This is a genomic window from Kitasatospora sp. NPDC054795 (genome assembly GCF_053611565.1).
On record NZ_JBSHAP010000038.1, the window covers coordinates 35724 to 59922 of the forward strand.

Below are 24199 nucleotides of genomic sequence, written 5' to 3' on the forward strand. Positions count from 1 at the left end.
GGTCTGGGGCCACCGGGCTGGGGGGCGGGGGTGTGGGGCGGGCGTTAGGGGGGTGGGGGGGGGGGGGGGGGGGCGGGGTGTGATCCGACCCCGGCCAGGGGTGCGGCAACCCCGCTTCGGCCGCCTGCCCGGGCCCGGTCCCGCCCGGCCCGGGCCGCAGCTGCAGCTGTCGTGACGGCTTGGCCTGGGTCGGCCTGCGCTGCCCCGCCGGCTCGCCCGACCCTGCCTCGCTGCCGCCGCGCGAACCCGTGCCTTCTCCTCCGCCGGGGGGAGAAGGCAGCGACGGTGGTGCCGTCGTCGAAGACTGACGGTGAGAAGTTCGTCAAGGTTGGCCCCATGGCCGTTGCCGGCTTCGCCCCGCTGGGCCGGCCCCTCCGCCCGCTCCCCGGCACCCCGGACCGTGTTGCACTCGGCGGCGGCCTGGTCCACTTCACCCGGCCCGCCACGCCCGGTGTCCAGGAACTGCAGCGCGACGGAGGCCCGGCCGGCCCGTCGTATGCCGCAGCGGTTCTGAGCACTGGGCGACGGTGGTGGCTTGTAGGTGAGCACAACCCACCTACAAAGCCAGACCGTCGGGCGCGTCGGTCAGCACATGGGATGCGGAGCGCGGTGCATGCCCGCTCCGCCGCTTCCGAATCGCTCAAGACCAGCCCCGCAGTACAGCGGGCGCAGACCCGGGACCAGCGCGCGGACGACCCTGATACCGGTAGGAGCCAAGTCGTTCGACGTGATGTCGGCGATGGCGACGGGCATGCCCATCCGGCGGCTGAGGTGTTGGACCGTACGCTCCGTCACGGGTGGGACCGGAAGGTCGCCGAGCCGCACGACATCAGTGGCGCGGGTGATGAACGAGAAGCGGTGGCGGGCCGCCGGTGCGGCGTAGCGCAGCGCGTGATCGCGGAAGGTCCTCACCTCCGAGTCGCAGGACGGCATGCTGCACCCGGACGAGAGCGCCGCCCGTAGGGAGAGCGCGGTCTGAGCCTGCTCCAGCAGGGCTTTCTCCAGCGCGGTGCGGGCGCTCGGGTGGGCTGCCGTGGTCACGGTCACCGAAGGCCACAGCACACCGTCCCCGAGTCCGAGGCAGAGGACGACCGGCACGTCGCCAGCGGCGGGCAGCAGGTAGAACTCCACCGTCAGGCCGTTCGTCTCGAGGTCCCGCGTCAGTCCGCCGATCTGACCGGTGGCGGGGCACGACTCACCGACATGATCGGGGGAGATCCGTGGCGGGGTGGTGCGGGTGGACCACATCCTGAGGAGCGCGTCCCGTTCCACTACCTCCAAGGTGGCCCGGAAGGCCGCGTCCTCCCGACCGCGCCCGGCGGCAAGGCCGTTGGTGGTTCCCTGGGCGAGCCTGTCGCTGTGCGGCAGGTAGTAGACCAGTTCCGCCGGCAGCCAGACGCTTCCGGTGCCGTCCGACCACCGGCCCGGCACCCATTGGTACGAGGCGTCCGGCTCATAGGGACGGAAGGGGAATCCCGGCCGGTCGTACTGTTCTGGGGAGTACAGGTGAAGGGACCGCGGATCGATGACGTCGCCGTCCAACCAGGCGGCAGGCCCGATGCGGATATCCCGGGGCGGCACGGCGACACAGTAGCGCTCGACGGCCTCGCCCAGCGCGCTCATCAACGCGTCCTCCTCCGTGAACGCCCGTCCCCAGCAGCTGTCGAAGACCCGAGGGGAACCAGGCCGCACGTTCCGAAGGTCCGAATCCTCGGTGTAGGTGCTGATGGTGGCGTGCGCCGTGATCAGAGTCGGACAGATGCCGTTGCGTTCGGTGCCCGCGCTGCGCACGATTCCCACCCGGGGATCGACCAGGTACTCGCGCAGCTCGCGCGCCGTGGTCGTTCGAGAGGCTGCGCCGGGTCCGGCCCTTTCGGCGCGGTCGGTCGGCGTAGTACCGCAGACGGCGCAGCGGGGCATCCGGACGACCCGGTGCTCGGTCGCCCGGCCGGTCGCGAAGTTGTGCACCTGAAGCCGACCCGCCGCGCCGGCGGTCGGCGTCGAGAGGAACCGGCGAGCCGCTAGCGCGAGGTGACAGCCCAGCGCGCTCGACATCGTGTCCGGCAGGGCCGGGGCTCGATCACGGCGCTTCGGGGCGGCGGACGCCCGCGTCGCCTGGACGAGCTGCTCGGCCCAGGGAGCGGCGGAGCACGCCGTTTCCCGGAGCCGCCAGCAGTTCCAGCAGGCCGACGCGCCCGGTACCACGAATGGCCCGACGATTCCGGACAGTCCCTTCATGGTCCCGTACAACTGCGGGGTTCCCGTCTCGTGGGCGACCCGGGCGACGTCGAGGTGGCGTCGCACTTCGCTGCTCCGCAGTGCGACGAGCAGGAGCCGGTCCTGTGCCGGGACGCCCGTGAGGTGTCTGCCGAGGTCATGGACCGGAACGGTGTCGATGTCGCACCAGGGTGCTTCCCCTGCCGGGCTGTCGGTGATCGCGGCAGCGACGCCGCCCGGACCCCCGCGGCCCTTCGGGTTGACCAGGGTGATCTTTCGAACACCCAGCTCCGCCAGGCGACCGGCGGCCTCCAGACCCCAGGGCGCACCGACGTACACGGTGACGTGGGCCGTCGAGGGGGGTGTTCCGACTGTCGCCAGTGCGGACGCCGGCTCCGCCTGGGGCGCCGACCGGTCGTCGGGATCGGCCTCCAGCAAACCGCGCCGGTCGAGTAGATCGATGAACTGCGACACCTGTTCGGTCAGGTCCGGCCCCAGGGCAAGGGCTACTTCCTGCCGGGAACGAGTGCCGTCCAGCAGTGGCAGCAGACCGGCCGCGAACCGCCCCAGCTCCCGACCGCCGAGGGCCTGAGTGCCCAGGTCGTCCGCAATGACGAGTCCACGTTCGGTGCCGAGGACCACGGCGTCGTCGGCGAGAGCGAGCCTCACCTCGTTCAGACGGCTCCGGCGAGGGATGTGCCGTGCGCCCGCTTCGCCGCGAGCGTCAGCAGGAGCCGTTGCGGCATGTTGTGGAGAGTGCTGGGGCACGGGGCCACCCCCTCTCCCCAGAGCTTGGGGCACGCCCCGCCGCACACGGGGAGCATCGCGCAGGAGGAGCAGTCGTGCGCACCTTTCAGGACCGCGCTGTTGAAGTCGGCGAGGCCGATCCGCCGCCCCGGCACCTCACCGGTCTCGACGTTTCCGATGGCCATGGCATTGGGTTCCCCGTAGGCCGGAACGTAGGGTGCCTCGGTGCAGTGGAAGAGGTTCCCACCGGCATCCACCAGGACACCTTCCGGCTGCACAGCCAGGCAAACGATCCGCTTTCGCTCAGGCAGCAGACTGGTGGCGAATCCGGCGAGCATCAGCTCTGCGTACCATTCCATCTCAAGGGCCGCGTAGCGCTCGCTCGGAAGTGCCTCGGTGTGTGCGTCGTTCCCCCAGGAATGGATCGGGGCGAAGTAGCAAGCGACCCTCTTCTGCAGTCCCGCCGCAGCCAGCATCTCGATGAGCCGGGAAATTCCGTGGTAATTCTTGGCGTCCACGTTGATCCGCAGGGTGATCCCCACATCGAGATCGGATTCGGCAAGGGCGACCAGGTTGGCGAAGATCCTCCGGAAGGTCGGCGTTCCGGCCTTCGTGCCACGCCGCTCGTCGTGATACTCGGGCGGTCCGTCCAAGGTGATGTCGATCGAACGGACCGCGTGCCGATCGACCAGCTCGCGGGCGATCCTCTTGCTCAGGGCGAGGCCGTTGGTGATGACTCGTGCGCCGAAGGAGCAGGAGGACCTTTCGGATACGGTGCGCAGCCGGGGTGTGAGTTCGCGGATCACGGACATGCCGACCAGCGGCTCCGCACCGAACCAGCACACGTCCACGCCACGGTACGTCGACCTCTCCAGCTTGCGGCCGACATGGCGGACGAACGCGTCCTGATGGCGCGGCGAGAGCCAGCGCGCCGAGTGTTCCTGCCCGCAGTACCCGCAGCCGAGCTGGCACTGGGCGGTCGGAGTGACGACAAGAGAGAGGCGGCGGTAGTCATCGATGGCGCGCTGATTCTCCCCCACTACGTGACTCAGTTCGTCCTCGTTCTCGTCGACCAGCAGCCGGATATCGGTCAGATCATCCAGAATTCCCACGGGCAGCATCTCGGGACTGCTGCGGACGAGATCCCAGGTCCGCTCGCCCAGGATTCGGACCTCCGCGCTACGGGTCGCGAAGACCATTCGCCTGCTGTGCCCCTGCGATTCGTCGAGGAAGGGTGGGCTGACCACGTGGTATCTGGAAAGTCTGACAGCCATGGATTCATCTCACTCTCGGTCGGTCGCGCGACGCGGGCTACGGGGACGATCCCGCAGCCCGCGGTTCCAGGATGATCTGCCAGGTCGCCGGTGGACGGACGGCGGATCAGTCGGGAAGAGCGTGACAGCCGGAGTTGTTGCAACCGCTGTTGTTGCTGTCTTTGGCCGCCTCGGGTCGGGGAAGGCTCTCGGCGCTGATTCCTTCGGCACCGGACAACTCGCTGATGGCGGTCTCCAGATTGATCTTGGCCTGGCTGAGCGCGGCAGCCAGCGCCTTGGTGTCGATGCCTGTCATGGTGAACTCCTGTGTCGGGGTCGGCCGACAGCCGACTGCCCGGTGAACGACGGGCCGTAGCTTTCGTGGCGATTCACCGAATCAAGTCGGGGTCGGCCCTTAAGGGGAACCGGACAGCAGGAGAAATCGGACTGAGTTGCTCCTACTGCACGTACAGGCGACCACGAGTCGATCGTGGCGGCCAGCCGACACGATTGCTCTGCCTCCGAACGAGTGCCGGCGATTGCCGGCGGTCGCGCGCCCGGCTGACAGGGAGCTGCGACGGAGTCCGCGAGCATGCTCCGGATCCGGGCCGAGCCGACAGCGTCGAACAGCGCGACGGCGGCCGAGCCGTGGTGCGCCGCGCCCGCCAGGTCCCCGCGGCCGAGCCGGTCGTGGGCCAGTTCGGCGGTGTACAGCACCCGGTTGCGGACGAAGTGCGGCTCCTGGAGCGTTATCGCCGGCACGGCCTGCTCGCTGGCACGGTGCCGACCGGCGACGACGACTTGGTGCTGCCGCTGGTCCACGCCCGCGAGGGGGGCTCGCGGGCGTGACCTCGGGGACCGCGGCCACCACCTCACCCTTATCGGCTGGACCCTGTGACCCCGCCCGCCCGGCGCCGGCCGGGCGGGCCCACCACCACGACCCCGAGGAAGGGCAGCCCGACGGGGGAGATCGACGAGGGTCTGGCGCGCGCCGAGCGCACCCGCCCGATCCCGCAGTTCGTCCAGGTCCGGATGCGGTTCCTGCTCAAGGGCGCCAAGGGATCCACCGAGGTCCTGGCCGCCGAGCTCGGCGTCAGTCGGCGCACCGTGCAGCGCTGGTTCCAGGGCCGGGGCAACCCGAAGCCCGCTGCGGCGAAGAAGATCGAGGAACAGGTTCGCGCGAAGTGGCAGCCCAAGGTCAGGGATCGCACCCGCAAGGCTGCCGAGACCAACGGTTTCATGCTCCACATCTCCGGCACGTTCGGCTGCAGCTCGGCGGTCGGCTCCACCGACGACCCCCGCTCCCGTACCATCACCCACAGGACGCCCCACGCCGTGGCCCAGAAACTGTGCGTCGCACCGTGACGCCGGAGCCACCCAGGCCGAGCAGGAGCGGATCCTCGCCGAGGGCCTGCGCGAGTACTACTTCAAGGACAACGGCCACCGCGCCCGCAACCTCGACGTCGAGCTGAACGACATCGCCTGGATGGACATCGAGCCCTGATCCTCCGGCGCCCGGTGTCTCCGAAAATGACGTGTGGTCGGGTAGCCGGGTCACGGCAGCGCGACCCGGCTGCCCGACCACACGCGCGCTCCCGCGCTGCCGTCCGTCAACGGCAGGGTGAGCCCGCCGAATGCTCCCGGACGCGCGTGTTGTCAGTGGTGAGGGGAAGAATACGGGGTGTCGCGAGAGGAGCGAACATGCCTGCCGAGGGTTCTGACCTGCGCATACCTTTGCCCGGAGGCTGCCGATGGTGTGGGCTCGAGGAGCGTGAGCACATGCAACGCTGGAAGCCTCCGGTGGGCTGGCACACCTGGGAGCCGCCCACGCTCGAACAACGCAAGGAGCGCATGCGGGCGCGGCGCTCGCGCAGGCAGTCGGGTGGCGGCGCCGTGCTGCGAAGCGCGGCTATCCGGCTAGCTTCCTGATCTCGGAGAAGACCTTCCGCAACTGCTCGGGAACGTCCGCCGGGTCGGTCAGGGCCGTGGACAGCTGGTACATCATCTCGGGTTTTCCGCCCGGCCCGTCCGGGCTCGCGGCCCGGAGCATCTGCTCCACGCCGGAGCTGAACTTCCCCTGCCCGCGCAGCGCGGCGAAGTCGCCCTCCGTCCAGGGCTGGTCCGGGTCGGGCCTGGCCCAGATCCGGTTGGCCACACGCGCCCACACCTCGTCCTCGAAGATCTCCTCCAGCTCGTTGAACCTGTCCGTTTGCGGGGAGTCGTTCTCGGGCTCGCCGAGGAACTTCACGTGCTTCGCGACCCCGTTCCCGAAGAACTGGGTGAGTTTGGCGGGCTTGAAGATGCTCTTGGAGGCGTTGCGACTGTCGGCGTCGACCACCAGCATCACCGTGCGGCCCCGTGTGATCAGGTACCGGGCGAGGTGCAGGGCGCCCTCGTTGTTGAAGCAGGACCACAGGGCGACCCCGGCGGCTTGCAGGGTGAGCCCCTCGCACAGCCGGAACAGCAGCGGAAAGGCTCGCTGCTCGGTTTCCCCCTCGACGGCGAGGAAGCAACGTTCGTGCAGCAGCACGGAGTTACGCAGGCCGACGGCGGCCGCGATCTTGCCGAGGTGGTCGTCGAGCGCGTCGCCGACCACACCGGCCCCGAGCCGCTCCACGACGGTGCGGTGGTTGTCGAGCCTGAGGTGGACGACGTCGCTGATGTCGACGCCGTCGATGAGGTTCATGGAGTGGGTCGCGACCAGGACGCTGACATGGGGGAGTGCGCTCTGCTCCCGGATCAGGGCCATGATCTTCCGCTGGTGACCGTAGTCGAGGTGGGTGTCGGGCTCGTCGTACACGACGATGGTCTGCACCGGGCCGGGCTGCGCGGGTTCGTCGGGGTCCGCCACCTGCGGTGCGGTGTTCTCCTCGTCGGCGAGCAGCTTGCTGGTCCACTCCCACACGGCCAGCGACACACGGCGGTTGCGTCCCAGACCGGAGCGCTCCAGGCCGACGGCTTCGCCGGCGGCCTGTGAGATCTGCAACGGTGCCCCGCGGAAGCCATGCTGGAAGGAGACCTCCGGCGCGACGGTCACCTCGGCGAGGTCGGGGCAGCGGGCCTGGATGTGCTTGCACAGAGACTCCGCGTCCACCCGCAGCCGGTCCTTGACCTCCTCCTCCACGACGCTCAGCTTCTCCTTGACATCGGAGTCGGCCACGTGGCTCTGGAAGCGTTCCGTCAATGCGGCCTTGACGGCGTCGTCGGGACGGGCGGCCTTGCCGTCGAACACGAGGTACCTGGGCATGCGCTTGGACAGCCCGGCCGGCGCGGGGAGCCAGGCGTGTCCGCTGGAGTGGTCACGGGCGTACGCGCGCAGCGCCGTGAGCAGGTCGGCCTTCAACGTGCTGGCGGGGTTGAGTCCGAACTCCGCGGCCAGGCTCTTCAGAGCGGGAACCAGAAGTCGTTCCAGCGAGCGCAGGCGCTCGTCGTCGGGCTGAGGCCCCCACACCTCCAGCCGGGCCGGCCCGTCGATCGGCGAGTGCCGGCGTACCTCGACCCGGGACGGGAGGTCGAACTGCTCCTGCTCCCAGTGGTCCAGGGCGAAGCGGCCGGTCACAGTGGTGCTCTCGCAGCGAGCGGGCGACGAGACGTGTCCACCGTCTTCGTCGATACTTCGGTAGGTGCGGTCGTCGTCGGTGAGAACGTGCTCGCCCACCAGGAACGCGAGCGCGTCGAGCACGGCGCTCTTACCGCCGTCGTTGTGCCCCGCCAGGATGGTCGGCCGGCTCACGGGAATGCCCGCCACGTGGGTGAGCGAGCGGAAGCCGCTCGCACTGAAGCTGTCCAGGTGCACTGCGCTCGTCCCGCTCCACTTCGCTCGCCGGGCCGCGGGGGCGTCCTCGCGACTCATCGCACCACCGGCCGCCGGAGAGGCAGGGGTACCAGGACGCACCATCCTAGAACGTCTGCCGCACCCTCATGCTCCGCCCCAGGCAGCACATGATCCGAACCAGGCCGAATCCGAAGGAACTTGACGCCTTCCATCAAACTTCTGAACCGAATTCCTACGAAATGAACGCCAGTTCGTGTGACCGGAGAGTAAGCGCTACGGTCGCAGCCCATGAGGATCCTGCACACCTCGGACTGGCACCTGGGCCGCTCGTTCCACCGTGAACCCCTCCTCGCAGCCCAACGCGTCTTCCTCGAGGACCTGATCAACGTGGTACAGCGCGAACGCGTGGACGCGGTAGCCGTCGCCGGTGACGTCTACGACCGGGCGATCCCTCCACTGGAGGCCATCGACCTGTTCCAGCACACCCTCGCGAAACTCGCCGAGCTGAACGTCCCCCTCGTCATGATCAGTGGGAACCATGACTCTCCCCGCCGACTCGGTGTGAATTCCCGACTGATCGAACACGCCGGCATCCACCTGCGCACCGACCCCCGCGACCTGGCCCGCCCCGTGCTGCTCCACGACGCACACGGTCCCGTCGCCTTCTACGGCCTGCCCTACCTTGAACCCGCCCTGGTCCGCGAGCGCCTCGACGCGCCCGTAACCAGCCACCAGGCCGTCCTGGGCACAGCGATGGACAGAGTCCGCGAGGACCTGGCCACCCGACCCGGCACCCGCGCCGTCGTCCTCGCCCACGCCTTCGTCACCGGCGCCGAGCCCAGCGCCAGCGAGCGCGACATCACCGTCGGCGGCGTCGCGAACGTTCCCGCAGCACTGTTCGACGGCATGGACTACGTCGCCCTCGGCCACCTGCACCGCAGCCAGCGGATCAGCGACCGTGTCCGCTACAGCGGATCCCCACTGCCCTACTCGTTCACCGAAGCCGGCCACCCCAAGAGCATGTGGCTCGTCGACCTCGACGGTGACGGCGCCATGACCGCCCGCACCATTCCCTGCCCCGAGCCCTACCATCTCGCCCACCTCCAGGGCGAACTGGACGACCTCCTGGGACAGGACCAGTACGCAAACCTGGAACAAGCCTGGCTCCACGTCACCCTCACCGACACCAGCCGCTCCCACATGGCCATGGAACGCCTGAGGCAACGCTTTCCGCACGTCCTCAAGCTCACCCACGCTGCCACCGGCCCCTGTGCCGACGACCTGCCCTCGCGCGAACGCATGGAGAGCCTCACCGACCACGAGATCGCCCTGGAATTCCTGCGCCACGTCACCCAGGCCGACGCCACCGAACCCGAACGGGACCTGCTGCGTCGCGGTATCGAACACGTCCGCGTCACTGCCCGGGGAGAGACACTCTGATGCGCCTGCACACCATGACCGTCACCGCCTTCGGACCGTTCGCCCGCACCGAGGACATCGACTTCGACCAGCTGTTCAACGCGGGCGTCTTCCTCCTCAAAGGTGTCACCGGTGCTGGGAAGACCAGCGTCCTCGACGCGGTGTGCTTCGCCCTGTACGGCTCGGTCCCCGGCCACCGGCCCACCGCCCGGCTGCGCAGCGACCACGCCCCGGACACGCTGCGAACCCATGTGGAACTGCAGTTCAGCGCCTCCGGCCGCCGCTTCAAGATCGCCCGTACCCCCACGCAGACCTACCGCAGCACCCGCGCCAAGGACGGCACCGCCACCCACCAGGCCACCGCACACCTGCACGAGCGGACCACCCGCCCGGACGGCAGCACCATGTGGGAACCCGTCAGCGCCCACGTCCAGGAAACCGGAGCACAGATCACCGCACTCCTCGGCCTGACCAAAGAGCAGTTCTGCCAGGTGGTCCTGCTCCCACAGGGCGACTTCGCCAAGTTCCTGCACGCCAGCGCAAACGACCGGCGCGCACTGCTGAGCCACCTGTTCACCACCCACAGGTTCCAGGACCTGCAGACCTGGCTGAAGGAACACCGGGACACCGTCAGGGACAACCTCCAGCAGGCACAAGGCGCCGTTGACCGGCTCGGCAGCCGTATCGAGCAGGCGGCAGGCCCCCGGCTCGCCGAGGCGACACCGCCACCCGGCGCACCCTGCGGCACCGACCTGCTGCCATGGGCCCACGACCTCCTCGCCCGCGCCACGGCCGCCCACGACACCGCCCGCGCCGCCGAGGAGAAGACCGACCAGATCCACAAAGCCGCCAAAGCCACCCTCACCACCACCGGCGACCTCGCCGGCCGCCAGCAGCGCTACAGCGAAGCCCTCGCCCGCCGCACCGCACTGGACCAGAGCCGCGAACACAACGAGCGGCTGCGTGTCGGCCTGAAGCACGCCCGCAGCGCCGAACACCTGCGCCCGCTGCTGGCCGCCGTAGACGTGGGTGCCGACCAGCTCGCCACCACCCGGGCAACCGAACGCGAGCACCGCAGGCTCCTGGACACCACTCACGCCACCGCGACCGCACCCGAGCTGGAACAGGTTCACCAGGACCTGAACACCACCCTCGGACGCCTCGAAGCACTGCGCCCGCGCGAGGAGCGCCACACCGAACTCGCCCACCAAATCGTCACGTTGGAAGAGAAGGAGAAGCTCGGGAAGGAGGAACTGGAGGACGCCCAGGAGTGGCTCGACATCTGGCCCGACACCCACGCCACCGCCACCGACCGCCTCGCCGCGTTGCGCAGCGCCGCCGAACGGGTACCCCAGCTGGCCAAGGAGGAGAACGCACTCATCCAGCAGGTGGAGGCGGCCGAGGACCGCGATACGCTGGCCGCCGAACTCGAGAAAGCAACCAAGAGCGCGAACAAGCGTGGCGACCAGGCCCGGGTCGCCCAGAAGACATGGCTGGACCTGCGCGAGCAGCGGCTGAACGGTATGGCGGCCGAACTGGCCGGCGACCTGCAGGCCGGCCGGCCGTGCGCGGTGTGCGGATCACCCGAACACCCCCGCCCCGCACAGCCCTCCGCGCAGCAGCCGACTCGCGCGGACGAGGAGAAGGCCGCCCAGTCGTACGACAAGGCCCGCGAACTCCACGAAGCCGCCGACCAGGCGCGCACCGACGTGGCCACACGACACGCGCAGGCGAAGGGTGCCGCGGGCGCCGAACCCGCCACGCTGCTGCGTACCCGGCTGGAGCAGGCGCACACCGTCCACGTCACGGCCCAGCAGCAGGCTGCCGAGCTCCTGGAGGCCCAGCAGGCCCTTGAGGAGCTGCGGGCCGAACACGACCGGCGGGCCCAGCAGCTCACCAGGGCCCAGCAGCAGGTCACCGAAGCCCAGAGCCGGGCCACGACACTACGCCAGGAACAGCAGCAGATCATCCACGAACTCGACGAAGCCCGCGCCGACGCCCCCACCCTGGAACGACGCATCACCACGCTCACCCAGCACAGGGACCGCCTCGCCGAGGTCATCGAGCACGCCCGGCGAACCACGGCAGCGGCCACCCGCCACACCGACGCCACCGAGACCGCCCGCAACAGCGCCGTCGAGGCCGGGTTCCCCACCCTCGACGAAGCCGCCGACGCCCTCCGGCCCGCCGACACCGTCCGCCAGTGGCAGACGGAACTCGACCAGCGGGACAAGGACGACGCCGCCGTCGCCGACCTCCTGACCACCCCCGAACTCGTCGAGGCCGCCCAGCTCCCCCCGGCCGACCCCATCGCAGCACAGACAGCACTGACAGAAGCCGAGGCAGCCGTCAAGGCCGCCACCAACACCACCCACGAGGCCCGTACCCGCGCCACCGAAATCCACCGCCTGACGGACGAACTCACCCCAGCCGTCGCCGCGTTGGAACTCCTGCAGGCCGACCACGCGCTGTCCGACCGCCTCGCCGAGGTCGCCAACGGCCGCAGCACCGCCAATACCCTCAGCATGGAACTCGAGGCATACGTCCTCGCCAGTCGCCTCAAGGAGATCGTCATCGCGGCCAACACCCGGCTGCTGAACATGACCTCCGAACGCTTCCAACTGGTCTACAGCCAGGACAAGGATCCCGGAAGGGGCCGCGCCAAGGCGGGCCTGACCCTGCGCATCCACGACAACTGGACCGGACTGGAACGTGAGGCCTCCACCCTCTCGGGAGGAGAGACCTTCACCACTTCCCTGGCCCTCGCGCTCGGCCTGGCCGACGTCGTCACCGGTGAAGCCGGTGGACGCCCCCTGGGCGTCCTGTTCGTCGACGAGGGCTTCGGCAGCCTGGACGAGCAGAGCCTGACCGACGTCATGGACGTCCTCGACCAACTTCGCGCCGGCGACCGCGCCGTGGGCGTGGTCAGCCACGTCGGAGACCTCAGCGACCGCATCCCCACCCAACTCCACATCCGCAAGGAACGCACCGGCTCAACCGTCCACCCCGTACTCGCCGATGTCTAGGACAGGCACACCCATCCCGCCCGATCACCCCCCGGCCGCCCGTGCTCGGGCAGTGGGCTGACCTCCCACCCGCCGGCGGACAGGGCGGGCTTGAGAATGACGGCGTCTGGTCGAGGACTTCCGCGAGTTCCGTTCTCGTGGCGGACGTGTTCGATCCACAGCACTCAGGTGATGGTGTGTCCGGGCAGGGGGCCGTAGGCGGTGCAGAAGCTGCAGTCGCAGCTGGTCATGGAGTTGGCCTGGCAGTGGGCGGTGGGCCAGTACGAGGACGCGCAGGGTCCGGGATCGACGGGGGTGCCGTCGCCGGGCAGGGTGCGTCGGCACCAGCCGCACCGGACGGCGGTCGGCACGCCGGCCGCTCGCAGGTCCCGCACCATGGGCGCGGCGATGTCGAACGGGACACCCGAGACCACGGTGGCGGGCGCGCTGTCCAGCAACTGCCTGCTGCGCCACAGGCTCAGTCCGGTGGCCGCGCGCACCGCTTTGAGCGCCGTGGGCCCGCCGCCCTGCCCGCCGGTCAGCACGACGGTGAAATCCGGGACCTCCACAGGCCGCTCCTTCGACGGTCGGTCGGTGTGCCGGGTGCCAGTCAACCGCCCGTCGGGCTGCCGGACGACAGGTTTTTCGCACCGCCGGCCCTGTCTGCACTCCCTCCCCGCCAGAGCCCGCACCTGCCGCTGCGTTGTCGCTCGGTTCCTGGTCCTCAGGTGGCCCTCGACCGCCCCGGCTGGAGTGCCCGAATCGTGTGTGGTTCGCCGTGTTGCCCTCGCGTCACCGGTTGTCTCCGAGTTGGCGCGGCGTCACGGGGCGGCGAGGCCGGGAAGACTGACCTCTTCGAAAGGTCCGAAGAGGTCAATTGCGTGCTCCCCGTCTGCTCCCGGTCTGCTCCCCGGGGCCTGAACGCGGTGGTGGTCGCCGGGTGGGGATCAGGTGCTCAGCGGATGCGGGCGGTGCCAGGACACCGCGAGGCTGCCCCACCGGCTCCGATGTCACCGGAAACGGACAGCCTCCGGCGAGAACGGGCGACTGATGGGAGTGGACGTGAACACCGAGGAGACGCTGGACCGGCTCGCCGCGGTGATCGGGCCGCCCCCGGACGGAGCGGTCCCGGTCCCGTGGGAGCTTGGGCCCGAGGCGCTCGGTTTCCGACTGCCCGCGCCCACCCGTTCCTCAGCCCGTCGTTCCTCAGCCCGTCGGGTCCTGGTCCGTGACGGTGGGGTGTTCGGTGCACAGGCAGCCGACGCCCTTCTCGATCCACTCCTGTCCGGTCCACTCGGGGTGCCGTTCGATCAGCAGGGCCCGGACCTCGGCCACGATCTCGCTCCCGCCCATGGCGGAGTCGCGTCGCCGCCAGGTCTCGTCCCGCAGCTCGCGCAGGTAGTCGCGGACGTCGCCGAGGACCTGCGGGCCGCCGACGGCGCCGTGGCCGGGGACGACCGTACGGTGCCCGTCGGCCGCCAGCCGCTCCATCACCGCCAGCCAGCCGATCCCGGAGACGTCGGTGTCGTACGGCGGGAACCAGGGAAAGATCGCGAACTGCCCGGTCTCGGCCAGGTCGCCGGTGAACAGCACGCCGGCGTCGGGCACTTCGATCACCTGGTCGCCCTTGGTGTGGCCCCGGCCGGTGGCCCGCAGCCGTACGCGGCGGCCGCCGAGGTCCAGGTCGTACCCGTCGTCGTAGACCACGTCGGGGGCGACCACGCGGACGTCGCCGTCGAGGCGGTCGGCGACCGGCGGGCCGAACCCGCGGAACATCTCCAGGTAGCCCGCTCCCCTCACCTCCAGGTCCTCGGCCTGGGCGCGGTTGGCGAGGTAGGTGGCCCGGCCGTGGAAGACGTGCGCGCCGAAGGCGTGCTCGGGGTGGAAGTGCGTGGTGGTCAGGTACAGACGGCGCCCTTCGGCCACCTCGGACGCCAGGGAGAGGACCTGCTCGGCGTTGGCGGTGCCCATGCCGGTGTCGACGACGAGGACGGCCTCGGTGCCGCCGATGATGCCGATGTTGGGAACCAGCGGGATCCCGCGGTCCGGGACCACCAGCAGCTCGGGGGCGATCTCCTGGACGCCGGCCACGTGGACGGCGGGGTCGGAAAGCGATGCGTCGTTCATGCCTCGATTCCACCGCCCCGGCATCCCGGCCGTCCAAGACCGATTCGCACGTGCCCGATACCGCACGGGTATCGTCGCAGTATGGAGCTGCGGACGTTGCGCTATTTCGTCGCGGTCGCCGAGGAACTCCACTTCGGCCGGGCCGCCGCCCGGCTGCACATGAGCCAGCCCCCGCTCAGCCGGGCGATCAAGCAGCTGGAAACCGACCTCGGCGCCACCCTGCTGCACCGCTCCGCCCAGGGCGTCACCCTCACCCCGGCCGGAACCGTCCTGCTCGACGAGGCCCGCACCCTCCTCGACCGCGCCGACCGGATCCGCGCGCGCGTCGCCGCCGAAGCCGGCCCCACGGCCATCACCGTCGGCCTGCTCGGCGACGGCACCGACCTCGGCGCCCTGCGCCTGGCCAACGCCTACCGCAAGCGACACCCGGGCATCGAGGTCCGCATCCGCGAGACCGACCTGACCGACCCCACCTGCGGACTGCGCACCGGACGGGTCGACATCGCCCTCACCCGCGCCCCCTTCGACGAGACCGGCCTGACCGTGCACGAGCTGCGCACCGACCCGGTCGGCGCGGTGCTGCGCACCGACGACCCCCTGGCCGGCCGCACGCACCTGGAGCTGGCCGACCTGGCCGACCGGTGCTGGTTCCGGTTCCCGGACGGCACCGACCCGCTGTGGGGGGCGTACTGGACCGGCGGCCGGCCGCGCGGGGGACCGGCGGTGAGGGCCGTCCAGGAATGCCGGCAGGCCGTGCTCTGGAACGGCACGGTCGGCATCACCCCCCTCGGACACGGCATGCCCGAGGGACTGACCGCGGTACCGCTGGCCGACATGGCGCCCAGCCGCGTGGTGGTGGCGTGGAACGAGGGCGACCCGAACCCGCTGATCCCTTCGTTCGTCCGCATCGCGACAGCCACCCACCGCCGCTGAACCCATCGCGGCCGAACGCATCGCCGCCGACCCCACCGCCGCCGAACCCGCCGCGCAGCGGCCCGGTCGGGGAGGGTCAGCCGAGGGTGCTGACGACGGTCTTCGTCGCCTGGGCGATCAGGGCGTCGTCGGAGGTGGCGCCCGCCCTGCCGCGATCGGACAGGACGACGATCACGATCGGGCTGCGCCCGCCCGACGGCCACGCCACGGCGACGTCGTTGCGGGTGCCGTAGCCCGCGTTGCCGGTCTTGTCGCCGATCCTCCAGTCGGCGGGCACCCCCGCGCGGACGTACGGGCCGCCGGTCGTGTTGCCGACCAGCCAGTCCGTCAGCAGCCCGCGCCGGCCCTCCGCGAGGACGTCGCCGAGCACGTAGCGGCGCAGGTCGGCGGCGAGGACGCGCGGCGTGCTGGTGTCGCGGGTGTCGCCCGGGGTCGCCTCGTTGAGGGTGGGTTCGGTGCGGTCGACGCTGGTGGTCGAGTCGCCCAGGTCGCGCAGGGACCGCTGGACGGCCGCCGGGCCGCCGAGCTCGGCGACGACCAGGTTGGCCGCGGTGTTGTCGCTGTACTGGATGGAGGCGGCGGCCAGGTCGCGCAGCTTCATGCCGGTCGCCACGTGCTGCGAGGCGATCGGTGCCCACGCCAGCACGTCCTCCTGGCGGTAGGGGACGACCTTGTCCAGGTCCGCGTCGGACGCCTTCCGCAGCAGGGCCCCGGCGGCGAGCGACTTGATCGTGGACGCGAACGCGAACCGCTCGTCGGCCCGGTGGGTGACCTCCCGGCCGTTGCCGGTGTCCACGGCGAACACGCCGAGCCGGGCGCCGAACTGCTGCTCGAGCGCCGCGAAGGAGGCGTCCGCCGGGCCGGTCGCGGGCGCGCCCGCCACCGTCGCGCCCGCCACCCCTGCGCCGGGGGCCGTCGCGCCGCTCGCCGCAGGTGCCGTCGCCGTCGGGGCGCCACCCGTCGCCCGGCCGCACCCGCCGATCAGCGCGGCCACGAGCAGGGCCACCGCGGGCAGCGCGGTGCGGGTGCGGCGGAGGTCGGGCGTCATCGGTGGTCTCCCAGGTGGTTCGTGCCGTCGCGGTCGCGCCCTCGCGGTGGTTCGTACCGTCGTGGTCGCGCGGTCGCGCTCAGCTAAACAGGCCGCCGACCGCCCAGTCCAAGACCGCAATCATGAAGTGGACGATAAGAAAACACCTATGATTACTGGCCATGGACCTGCTGGGGCACCTCCGCCACTTCCGCGCCGTCGCCGAGGAACGGCACTTCGGCCGCGCCGCCGAGCGCCTGCGGATCGCCCAGCCCTCGCTCTCCCAGCGGATCCAGCGCCTCGAACGCGAACTCGGCGTGACCCTGTTCGACCGCGGCCCGCGCGGCGTCGACCTCACCCCGGCGGGCCGGCTGCTGCTCGCCGAGGCCGAGGAGACGCTGGACAGCGCCGCCCGTCTCCTCGCCACCGCCGCCGACCTGCGCAGCGGACGGGCCGGCACCCTGCGCGCGGCCGTCCCGCCCGAACTCGGGCCGGCCGCCCTGGCCGCGCTGCTCACCGGCTTCGAGACCGCCTCCCCGGGCACCCGGCTCGAACTGCGGGAACTGCCGGTCGCGGCCGTGGTGCGCGAACTCGCCCAGCACACCGTCGACGTCGCCGTCGTCCGTCACCCCTGCCCGGCCGACGGGCTGGCCTTCGGCCCCGTCCTGCACCAGCCGCTCGGCGCCCTGCTCGCCGCCCGCGGTCCGTACGCCGACCGCCCGGAGCTCGCGGTGGCCGAACTGACCGGCCTGCGCCTGGTCCTCTTCCCGCGCGCCACGGCCCCGGCCCTGTACGACGAGGTCCTCACCACGCTGACCAGGCACGGCTGCACCCCCGAGGCCGTCGTCGACCCGCCGGGACCGGACGTCGCGGGCGCCCTCGTGCTCACCGGCAGCGCCATCGCCCTGGTGCCGCGCACCACACCCCCACCGGGTACGGTCTGGCGCCCGCTCACCGGCACCCCGCTGGCCTGGCGGACCTCCACGGCCTGGCCGGCCGGGCGGGGCGGGCCCGCCGTCCGGCTGTTCGCCCGGACCGCCCACGAGGCGCTGACCGGACCCGGCGGCCTGCTGCCCCAGCCGCCCAACCGCCCGCTCCACCCCCGGCCCGCAATGGAGTTCCCGCTGTGACCAGCGACCGCACCACAGCCGACCGCACCACAGCCGACCGCACGGCAGCCGACCGCACCCCGCACAGCCGGGCCGCGCGCACCCGCATCGCCGCGGCCTTCGCCGACGCGGGCGTCACCGGCCGGCTGCACGCGCGCGACCTCGACACCGGCGCCGAGATCGGCCTCGGCGCCGACACCGCCGTCAGCACCGCCAGCGTCCACAAGGTCTGCCTGCTCGTGACGCTGTACCGCGAGGCCGCCGCCGGACGGATCGACCTGACCCGGCAGGTCGAGATCCCCGCCGCCGGCCGCACCCCCGGGCCGACCGGCCTCGCCGCCATGCTCGACACCGCCCGCCTCTCCCTGCGCGACCTCGCCTACCTCACCGCGGCCGTCAGCGACAACACCGCCGCCGACACCCTGTGGGACCAGATCGGCCTCGACACCGTCAACCGCACCATGGCCGACCTCGGCCTGAGCCGCACCGTCGCCGTCCACAAGCTCCGCGACCTCATCGCCGCCCTCGCCGAGGACACCGGCCCCGACTCCCCGGTCGACCCCGCCGTCGTCGCCCGCCTCAGGGTCCTCGACCCCGCCTTCACCAACCACAGCACCCCCCGCGACATGACCACCCTGCTCGCCGCCCTCTGGCACGGCGACGCCTGCCCCGGCGACCACGGCGCCGCCCTGCGACGCCTCCTCGGCCTCCAGGTCTGGCCGCACCGCCTGGCCTCCGGCTTCCCCTACGACGACGTCCGCGTCCACGGCAAGACCGGCACCCTCCCCACGCTGCGCCACGAGGTCGGCGTCGTCGAATACCCCGACGGCGGCCGCTACGCCCTCGCCGTCTTCACCCGCGCCGCCGCCACCACCATCACCCTGCCCGCCGCCGACGCCGTCATCGGAACCACCGCCCGCCTCGCCGTCGACGCCCTCCGGGCCCGGGCGGCAGCCGGCGCGACGGGCTGACCGGGGCCGGGACCACCCCGGCTGCCCAGCTGCCTTCCCTCCGGTCCACGACGTCCGGGTGACGGATCGGGTGCACGCTCGTTTGCCCGGGTACCTGCCGGTCGCAGGACGGCGGTGCCCGGCGACCACCCCCTGCCCGGGCACCGCCGCGCCGGCCCCGCGACCGGCCAGGACCGGACAGAACCCCCACCGGCAGCCGGGCCACGGCCCCGGAGGCCGGTCACCCGCGCAGGTGTCGCCGGGGCCGCTCGGGCAGCCGGCCCCGGCGACACCGCGCGCCGGCGCGGAAGCCCGACCCGACGGCACACCGCCGTTCAGGCGTCCTGCCGCCAGGACGCGGTGACACCGCCAGGCGGTATGAGGTGTTTCACGCCGACTGCACGGCACGCGACACGGTCGGCCAGGTGACCAGCCGGTGGGGCGTCTGGGTGCCGATCGCCCTTCAGGGCGACGACCTGCGTCCGGACCCGCGCCCAACTGCGCTGCAACACCGAGCACTTCGTCAGCGTCGTGCGGCTGCCTCGCGGGCAGGGCCCTCGGTGAACTCCCTCGCGCCCGCCGGGCATCCCTGACATCATCCGGCATGCGGCCCGGGAGACCGCCGGGGTGCGTCACGCACGGACGCGGTAGGGCGGGTGGGGATCCGATGGACGGCTGGGCGGGGACTCCGAGCAAGCCGAAGCGGCGGTGGCGGGACTCCCGTACCGCGCGCACCCTGACCGTCCTCGCGGGCCTGCCGCCGGTCGTCCTCGGTTTCGTCCTGTTCCTCGGCGCCTTCGAGGAGCGCGGTGCCTACCGCACCGCCCCCGTCTGCGGCACTCCGACGCCCGGGCCGGACGCCGACTGCCTGCTGCTGGAGAGCGGCCGGGGCACCAGGGCGTGGATGTCCTTCTCCGTCGACGACGGGAGCAGCTACTACCTGGACATCGCACGCGGAGCGGGCTCCGCCCGGAAGTACGAGGTCGACGAGTCCCTCTACCGGCACGTGGAGGCCGGCGCCGCCGTGGACCTGAAGATCTGGAAGGACATGGTGGTCCGGATCGCCCATGACGGGCACGAGGTGAGCACCCTGACCTTGTCCTGGAGCGTCGGGCTCGGCCTGGCGGAAGCCGCGCTGCTGATCGCCGTCGGCACGGTGGTGACCGCCCACGGACTGCCCGGACGGAATCCGGAGTTCTGGAGCAGCTCGCCGATCCTGTTCATGGGGATGGCCCTGGCGACCTCCATGGGCGCCGTCTTCCTCACGCTGGCCCAGTGGCCGTTCCCGGTGACCCTGGGCCTCGCCGCCTCGGCCTGGCTGATCGCGACGCCGACCGTCAGGTACCTGCACACGTCCTCCGCCGCCGGCGGCCACCGGTCGAGCGAGCCGTCGCCCGGCTGACCGCCCAGCCGATCCGCACCACCGACACCCTGAGCTGCGTCCCGGAAGCAAGGGACGGGTCCCCCACGCCGGGTGCGGACCCAACCAGCGCCGAATTTCGGGACGTCGGCCGGGACGTCGGCCTGACGATGACGTATCCGCGGCCGCGGATGGTCCTGAAGTAGCAGATCCGGAGGGGCGCAGTGGGTCCACCTCGGGGTCCCGCTGTGGATCTACGCCGACCGAGTCCGCCGGCCCGGGGAGTCCACCTTCAGGCCGAGCTGTTCGAGGGCGTCGAGTACCTCGATGAGGCCCGTCCGGTCGTCCTGGCCGCGGCGCATGGTGGTCAGGACGGTCGCGGCGGCACCGGACTCCTCGACGCTCTGCCACAGTGCCGGGGCGAGCACCGGGTGAGCGCTGACCTCGACCAGTACGTCATGGCCCGTCAGCAGCTCGGCGGTGGAGTCGGCCAGCAGGACGGGCTGCCGCAGGTTCTGGGCGAAGTAGCCCGCGGTGGCCTGCCGCCAGTCGAGCGCCTGCCCCGTGACCGAGGAGATCATCGGGATCCGGCCGGGCCTGGGGGTGAGCTCACCTATGGCCCGTTCGAGGTCCGCCAGGATCGGATCGATCGCCGGGCTGTGGGCCGGCAGGTCGACCCGGACCATCGCGCACAGCACGTCCGCGGCCTGGAGCTCGGCGACGACGGCCTCCAGCTCGGACCGGTCACCGGACAGCACGGTGGTCCGCGGGCCGTTCCGCGCGGCGACGGACACGCTCCCCTCAGGTCCTCGCAGGTGCTTCGAGAGGTCGACGGCCGAGAGCTCCACCACGGCCATGCCGCTGTGAGGGCCGGCCACGCGGCGTTGCTGATCGCTGTAGTGGTGGACGAGCCGGACCGCGTCCGGCAGGTCGAGGATGCCCGCGATGACGCCGGCGGCGATCTCGCCGACGCTGTGGCCCGTGACAGCGGCCGGACGGACGCCCGCCTCCTCCAGCCAGCGGGCGATGCCCACTTGGACGGCGAAGACGATGGGTTGCATGACGCCGACGTCGTTCGTCCTGGCTTCGGGTTCGTCGAGGAAGAGCTCGTGGACGAGGGACCAGCCGGTGTGCCGGGCCAGCTCGCTGTCGCACTCCTCCAGGGCCGAGCGGAAGGCGGGTTCGGTGCGGAACAGGGTCCGCCCCATGCCGACCCACTGCTGGCCGTAGGGGGAGCAGACGAAGGCGATCCGGGGGCCGTCCGCGGCGGCGAGCTCCGGCCCGGCGGACGGGCCGCTGGTCGGCTCACGGACGGCTGCCCCGCCGAGTTCGCTCAGCCGCAGACCCGGAGCGGCGGCCACGGCGTCGAGCAGCTCGGTGAACTCCCGGGCCAGCCGCTCGGCCTCCGCGGGGACGAACAGGTCGAGGGCGTAGGTGAGGCTGCCGTCGATGCCGTCCGGTCTCCGCTGCTCGGTGAAGCCCTCGAACAGCTCGAAGCGGAGGTCGAAGCGGGTGATCCCCTCCGTCACCGGCTCGGCCCGGACCTCCAGGCCGGGAAGGTGGAGCTCGGCGCTCGCGTTGTTCTGGAACGCGAGCATCACCTGGATGAGCGGGTGCCACGCGGGGGAGCGCGGCGGGTTGATGGTCTGGACCACGTGGTCGAACGGCACCTCCTGGTGGGCGAAGGCCGCCAGGTCCGTGCTGCGCACCCGGAACAGCAGCTCCCGGAAGGTCGGGTCGCTGTCGGTCCTGGTGCGCAGCACCAGCGTATTGACGAAGAATCCGATCAGGTCGTCGAGGCCCTCGTCGGTGCGCCCGGCGGTGGGGATGCCGATGGCGATGTCGGTGCCGGCTCCGCGCCTGGTGAGCAGGGTCGCGAGGGCGGCCTGCACGACCATGAAGACGCTGGTGCCGGTCTCCCGCGCCAGCTGGTGCAGCGCCAGGTGGGTCGCCCGCGTGACGTGGAAGGGGACTCGGCCGCCCCGGTGCGAGGGGGTGTCCGGACGCGGGGCCGCCACATCGATCCGTAGGCGGTCGGGCATTCCCGCCAACTCGCCCTCCCAGAAGAGGAGCTGGCGATTGGCCAGGCTGTTGGGGTCCTCCGGGGCGCCCAGGAGATCGTCCTGCCAGAGCGTGTAGTCGACGTACTGGACCGGTAGTTCGGGCCGGTCCGGCTCCTGCCCGAGGCGGCGCGCGGCGTATGCGAGTGCCAGATCGCGGTTCAGGGGGAGCAGCGACCATCCGTCGCAGGCGATGTGGTGAATGGTCAGGAGCAGGACGTGTTCGTCCGCGGAGAGCCGGAACAGCTGGGCCCGTAGTGCCGTCTCGGCGGTGAGGTCGAAGGCGTGACCGGCCGCAGCGCTCAGCGCTTCGGACAGGCCTGCCTCGGTGACGCCGTCGACCGGCAGCTCGACCGGAGCCTCGTCCGGGTCCAGGACGACCTGCTGGGGTCGGCCGTCCCAGTCGGGGTAGGCGGTGCGCAGACTCTCGTGCCAGGTGACCAGGTCGTCGAGGGCGAGTCGCAGGGCGGACAGGTCGAGGTCGCCGCGCAGCCGGTAGGCCATCGGCATGTTGTAGTGTCCGGCCGCGCCGTGCAGGCGGTTCAGGAACCAGAGGCGCCGCTGGGTCTGCGAGAGCGGGATCTCCGCCGGACGGCCCCGGGGGCGCAGTGGCGGGCGTCGGCTGCCGGAGCCCTGCTCCAGGTGCTCGGTGAGCTGGGCGACGGTCGGGGCCTCGAAGATCGTCCGGACCGGGACCTCCACGTCCAGGGCGGCCCGGATGCGACCGGCGAGCCGGGTGGCCAGCAGGGAGTGGCCGCCCGACTCGAAGAAGGAGTCGTCGATGGTGACCCGGTCGAGCCCGAGCACCTGGGCGAACACCGCGCAGAGGATCTCCTCCCGTTGGCCTCGCGGGGCGCGGCCCTTCTTCTCGCTCATGGTCGGCTCCCGCCGACGGCGGTGCGGACCTGGGCGGGCCACGCTGCGGTGTCGAGGCCGTACTGGCAGAGGAAGGCGTAGACGAGCCGCTCCAGGCCGAATCCGACGCAGCCGCTCAGGGTCGGGCCGTTCGCACCGTGGTCGATGCCGAAAGCCTTGCCGAAGACGTCGTTGTGGAAGTTGAAGGAGCCGACGGCGATCGTCCTCCCGGGCGCGACGTGGAGCCGCAGCTCGTACTTGAGCTCCATCAGCCGCTGGGACCAGATCCGCTCGGAGGTGTCCGCGCCGCAGAAGAACGGATCGTTGCCCACCTCGCAGAAGCCGCTCAGGCCGAGCTCCTCGACGAAGACGAAGACCTTCCGCATGAAGCGCTCGCGGGAGTCCAGCACGTCCTCCCGGGAGCCCATGAAGACCATCTCCCGGATGGTGAAGTCCCAGAGCCGCTCCAGGCTGGTGGCGTATGCCGCCTCGAAGCGGAACGACTTGCCGCGCGAGGTGACCACGTGGAGCCGGCCCGCCTCCAGTGTGCGGCCGCTGTACTGGCTGAAGGTGTGATAGCACATCGTGGGCGGCAGGCAGTAGTCGACGTTGCCGCAGGAGTCCAGCACCGCGGAGTCGATGCCGGTGACGGCCTGCCGCTCCTGGAAGGCGCGGTAGACGTCCAGGTCGTTGCGCAGCCTGGTGACGAACATCAGGTGCTGCGGGAAGGCCTTGAAGTAGCCCGCCGTCTCCAGCGCCTTCGTTCTGATCAGAGTCGGGTAACGGTACTCCCGGACTTCGTGGTCCTCGGCCAGCAGGTCGCAGACGGCCCGGTCGAAGTAGGTGAGGAGAGAGAGCAGCGGCTCGCCGACGGCGACCTGGCCCTCGCCGACCTCCGTCACCGCGTCGGTCCCGGAGAGGAGTTCGAAGACGTCCTGGTGGGGGGTGCGCTGGTGCGGCGAGGTCCAGACGGCCTTGGCCGGCGTCACCCACTGCCTCCGGACGTCGTTGTCCACCATGGAGTTGACCTTCTCGGTCAGGGCGTCGTGCGGGAGCGGTTGCTCGGAGCGGAGTGTCACGGAGCGCACCTCGTCGCCCTCCACGGGCACCACGAAGCCGGTGATCTCGGGCGACACGAAGAGGAGTCGGCGCTCGATCTCGGCGGCCAGCGCTTCGGGGATCGGGCTGCGAAGGTCGATCCGGGTGAGGACCTCGTCGGGGTGCGTCATCGTGGTTCTTTCCTCGCCGATGGGAGAACGGGGCCGAACGGGCCGGGGGGGGGGGGGGGGGGGGCCGCGCGGGCGCCCCGGGGGGGCCCGGGGTTTAGCCCCGCGCCCTCGCCCCCCGGCACACCCGGGCCCG

General features: G+C 71.4%; 17 protein-coding genes. 8 read left to right on the top strand and 9 right to left on the bottom strand.

Translation table 11 applies throughout. The features are described 5' to 3' along the window. Window positions 1–585 precede the first annotated feature (585 nt). From ACWGJO_RS16120 to ACWGJO_RS16130, 3 genes are all read right to left on the bottom strand, one after another. Complete coding sequence (locus tag ACWGJO_RS16120) at window positions 586–2886, bottom strand: TOMM precursor leader peptide-binding protein (RefSeq protein ID WP_452184259.1); 2301 nt, start codon at window positions 2884–2886, stop codon at window positions 586–588. Between the two features lie 5 nt (window positions 2887–2891). Then, on the bottom strand, window positions 2892–4163 hold the full coding sequence (locus ACWGJO_RS16125) for a radical SAM protein (protein ID WP_452184261.1): 1272 nt from the start codon (window positions 4161–4163) through the stop codon (window positions 2892–2894). A 181-nt stretch (window positions 4164–4344) separates the two neighbouring features. Further along, the gene (locus tag ACWGJO_RS16130) at window positions 4345–4533 is read right to left on the bottom strand and encodes a hypothetical protein (protein ID WP_452184263.1); all 189 of its coding nucleotides are present in this window, start codon (window positions 4531–4533) and stop codon (window positions 4345–4347) included. Window positions 4534–4865: 332 nt separating this feature from the next. Here ACWGJO_RS16130 and ACWGJO_RS16135 point away from each other — a divergent pair, with 332 nt between their 5' ends. Next, window positions 4866–5066, top strand: a complete 201-nt coding sequence (locus tag ACWGJO_RS16135; RefSeq protein ID WP_452184264.1) for a hypothetical protein — start codon at window positions 4866–4868, stop codon at window positions 5064–5066. 45 nt (window positions 5067–5111) lie between these two features. Next, a complete protein-coding gene (gene tpg, locus ACWGJO_RS16140; RefSeq protein ID WP_452184266.1) occupies window positions 5112–5582 on the top strand; it encodes a telomere-protecting terminal protein Tpg in 471 nt (156 codons plus the stop codon). Window positions 5583–6126: 544 nt separating this feature from the next. Here the strand turns inward: tpg and ACWGJO_RS16145 are convergent. Then, window positions 6127–8013 (bottom strand): ATP-dependent nuclease, encoded by a 1887-nt coding sequence (locus ACWGJO_RS16145; RefSeq protein ID WP_452184268.1) that lies wholly within the window; start codon window positions 8011–8013, stop codon window positions 6127–6129. 267 nt (window positions 8014–8280) lie between these two features. On the opposite strand from ACWGJO_RS16145, the gene ACWGJO_RS16150 reads away from it, so the two are divergent. Both ACWGJO_RS16150 and ACWGJO_RS16155 read left to right on the top strand, forming a co-directional pair. Then, window positions 8281–9432, top strand: a complete 1152-nt coding sequence (locus tag ACWGJO_RS16150) for an exonuclease SbcCD subunit D (RefSeq protein ID WP_452184270.1) — start codon at window positions 8281–8283, stop codon at window positions 9430–9432. After that, entirely contained in the window at window positions 9432–12437 is a 3006-nt protein-coding gene (locus ACWGJO_RS16155) for an AAA family ATPase (protein ID WP_452184272.1), read from the top strand. Before ACWGJO_RS16150 ends, ACWGJO_RS16155 begins: the two co-directional genes overlap by 1 nt. 164 nt (window positions 12438–12601) lie before the next feature. Here ACWGJO_RS16155 and ACWGJO_RS16160 read toward each other — a convergent pair whose 3' ends face one another. Continuing rightward, window positions 12602–12985 carry a ribosomal protein L7/L12 gene (locus tag ACWGJO_RS16160; RefSeq protein ID WP_452184274.1) on the bottom strand — a complete coding sequence of 128 codons (384 nt, stop codon included), beginning with the start codon at window positions 12983–12985 and terminating at the stop codon, window positions 12602–12604. A 637-nt stretch (window positions 12986–13622) separates the two neighbouring features. Then, a complete protein-coding gene (locus tag ACWGJO_RS16165) occupies window positions 13623–14543 on the bottom strand; it encodes an MBL fold metallo-hydrolase (protein WP_452184276.1) in 921 nt (306 codons plus the stop codon). Window positions 14544–14624: 81 nt separating this feature from the next. Here ACWGJO_RS16165 and ACWGJO_RS16170 point away from each other — a divergent pair, with 81 nt between their 5' ends. Continuing rightward, a complete protein-coding gene (locus ACWGJO_RS16170) occupies window positions 14625–15476 on the top strand; it encodes a LysR substrate-binding domain-containing protein (RefSeq protein ID WP_452184278.1) in 852 nt (283 codons plus the stop codon). 76 nt (window positions 15477–15552) lie between these two features. On the opposite strand, the gene bla is transcribed toward ACWGJO_RS16170, so the two are convergent. Further along, window positions 15553–16524: a class A beta-lactamase gene (gene bla / locus ACWGJO_RS16175; protein ID WP_452184280.1), complete on the bottom strand. Its 972-nt coding sequence runs from the start codon at window positions 16522–16524 to the stop codon at window positions 15553–15555. A gap of 161 nt (window positions 16525–16685) precedes the next feature. Here bla and ACWGJO_RS16180 point away from each other — a divergent pair, with 161 nt between their 5' ends. From ACWGJO_RS16180 to ACWGJO_RS16190, 3 genes are all read left to right on the top strand, one after another. Then, window positions 16686–17633 carry a LysR family transcriptional regulator gene (locus ACWGJO_RS16180; RefSeq protein ID WP_380549115.1) on the top strand — a complete coding sequence of 316 codons (948 nt, stop codon included), beginning with the start codon at window positions 16686–16688 and terminating at the stop codon, window positions 17631–17633. A gap of 86 nt (window positions 17634–17719) precedes the next feature. Then, window positions 17720–18583, top strand: a complete 864-nt coding sequence (locus ACWGJO_RS16185) for a serine hydrolase (protein WP_380549120.1) — start codon at window positions 17720–17722, stop codon at window positions 18581–18583. 646 nt (window positions 18584–19229) lie between these two features. After that, complete coding sequence (locus tag ACWGJO_RS16190) at window positions 19230–19964, top strand: hypothetical protein (RefSeq protein WP_452184283.1); 735 nt, start codon at window positions 19230–19232, stop codon at window positions 19962–19964. A 212-nt stretch (window positions 19965–20176) separates the two neighbouring features. Here the strand turns inward: ACWGJO_RS16190 and ACWGJO_RS16195 are convergent, their stop codons facing one another. Together ACWGJO_RS16195 and ACWGJO_RS16200 are read right to left on the bottom strand one after the other, a co-directional pair. Next, on the bottom strand, window positions 20177–22858 hold the full coding sequence (locus ACWGJO_RS16195) for a condensation domain-containing protein (protein ID WP_452184285.1): 2682 nt from the start codon (window positions 22856–22858) through the stop codon (window positions 20177–20179). Further along, window positions 22855–24066, bottom strand: a complete 1212-nt coding sequence (locus ACWGJO_RS16200) for a hypothetical protein (protein ID WP_452184287.1) — start codon at window positions 24064–24066, stop codon at window positions 22855–22857. Before ACWGJO_RS16200 ends, ACWGJO_RS16195 begins: the two co-directional genes overlap by 4 nt. Window positions 24067–24199 lie beyond the last annotated feature (133 nt).

Coding starts and splice junctions, on each gene's coding strand:
- ACWGJO_RS16125 (WP_452184261.1), bottom strand. CDS start 4,163: ATGGTCTTCGCGACCCGTAGCGCGGAGGTCCGAATCCTGGGCGAGCGG.
- ACWGJO_RS16130 (WP_452184263.1), bottom strand. CDS start 4,533: ATGACAGGCATCGACACCAAGGCGCTGGCTGCCGCGCTCAGCCAGGCC.
- ACWGJO_RS16150 (WP_452184270.1), top strand. CDS start 8,281: ATGAGGATCCTGCACACCTCGGACTGGCACCTGGGCCGCTCGTTCCAC.
- ACWGJO_RS16155 (WP_452184272.1), top strand. CDS start 9,432: ATGCGCCTGCACACCATGACCGTCACCGCCTTCGGACCGTTCGCCCGC.
- ACWGJO_RS16165 (WP_452184276.1), bottom strand. CDS start 14,543: ATGAACGACGCATCGCTTTCCGACCCCGCCGTCCACGTGGCCGGCGTC.
- ACWGJO_RS16170 (WP_452184278.1), top strand. CDS start 14,625: ATGGAGCTGCGGACGTTGCGCTATTTCGTCGCGGTCGCCGAGGAACTC.
- bla (WP_452184280.1), bottom strand. CDS start 16,524: ATGACGCCCGACCTCCGCCGCACCCGCACCGCGCTGCCCGCGGTGGCC.
- ACWGJO_RS16180 (WP_380549115.1), top strand. CDS start 16,686: ATGGACCTGCTGGGGCACCTCCGCCACTTCCGCGCCGTCGCCGAGGAA.
- ACWGJO_RS16190 (WP_452184283.1), top strand. CDS start 19,230: ATGGACGGCTGGGCGGGGACTCCGAGCAAGCCGAAGCGGCGGTGGCGG.
- ACWGJO_RS16195 (WP_452184285.1), bottom strand. CDS start 22,858: ATGAGCGAGAAGAAGGGCCGCGCCCCGCGAGGCCAACGGGAGGAGATC.
- ACWGJO_RS16200 (WP_452184287.1), bottom strand. CDS start 24,066: ATGACGCACCCCGACGAGGTCCTCACCCGGATCGACCTTCGCAGCCCG.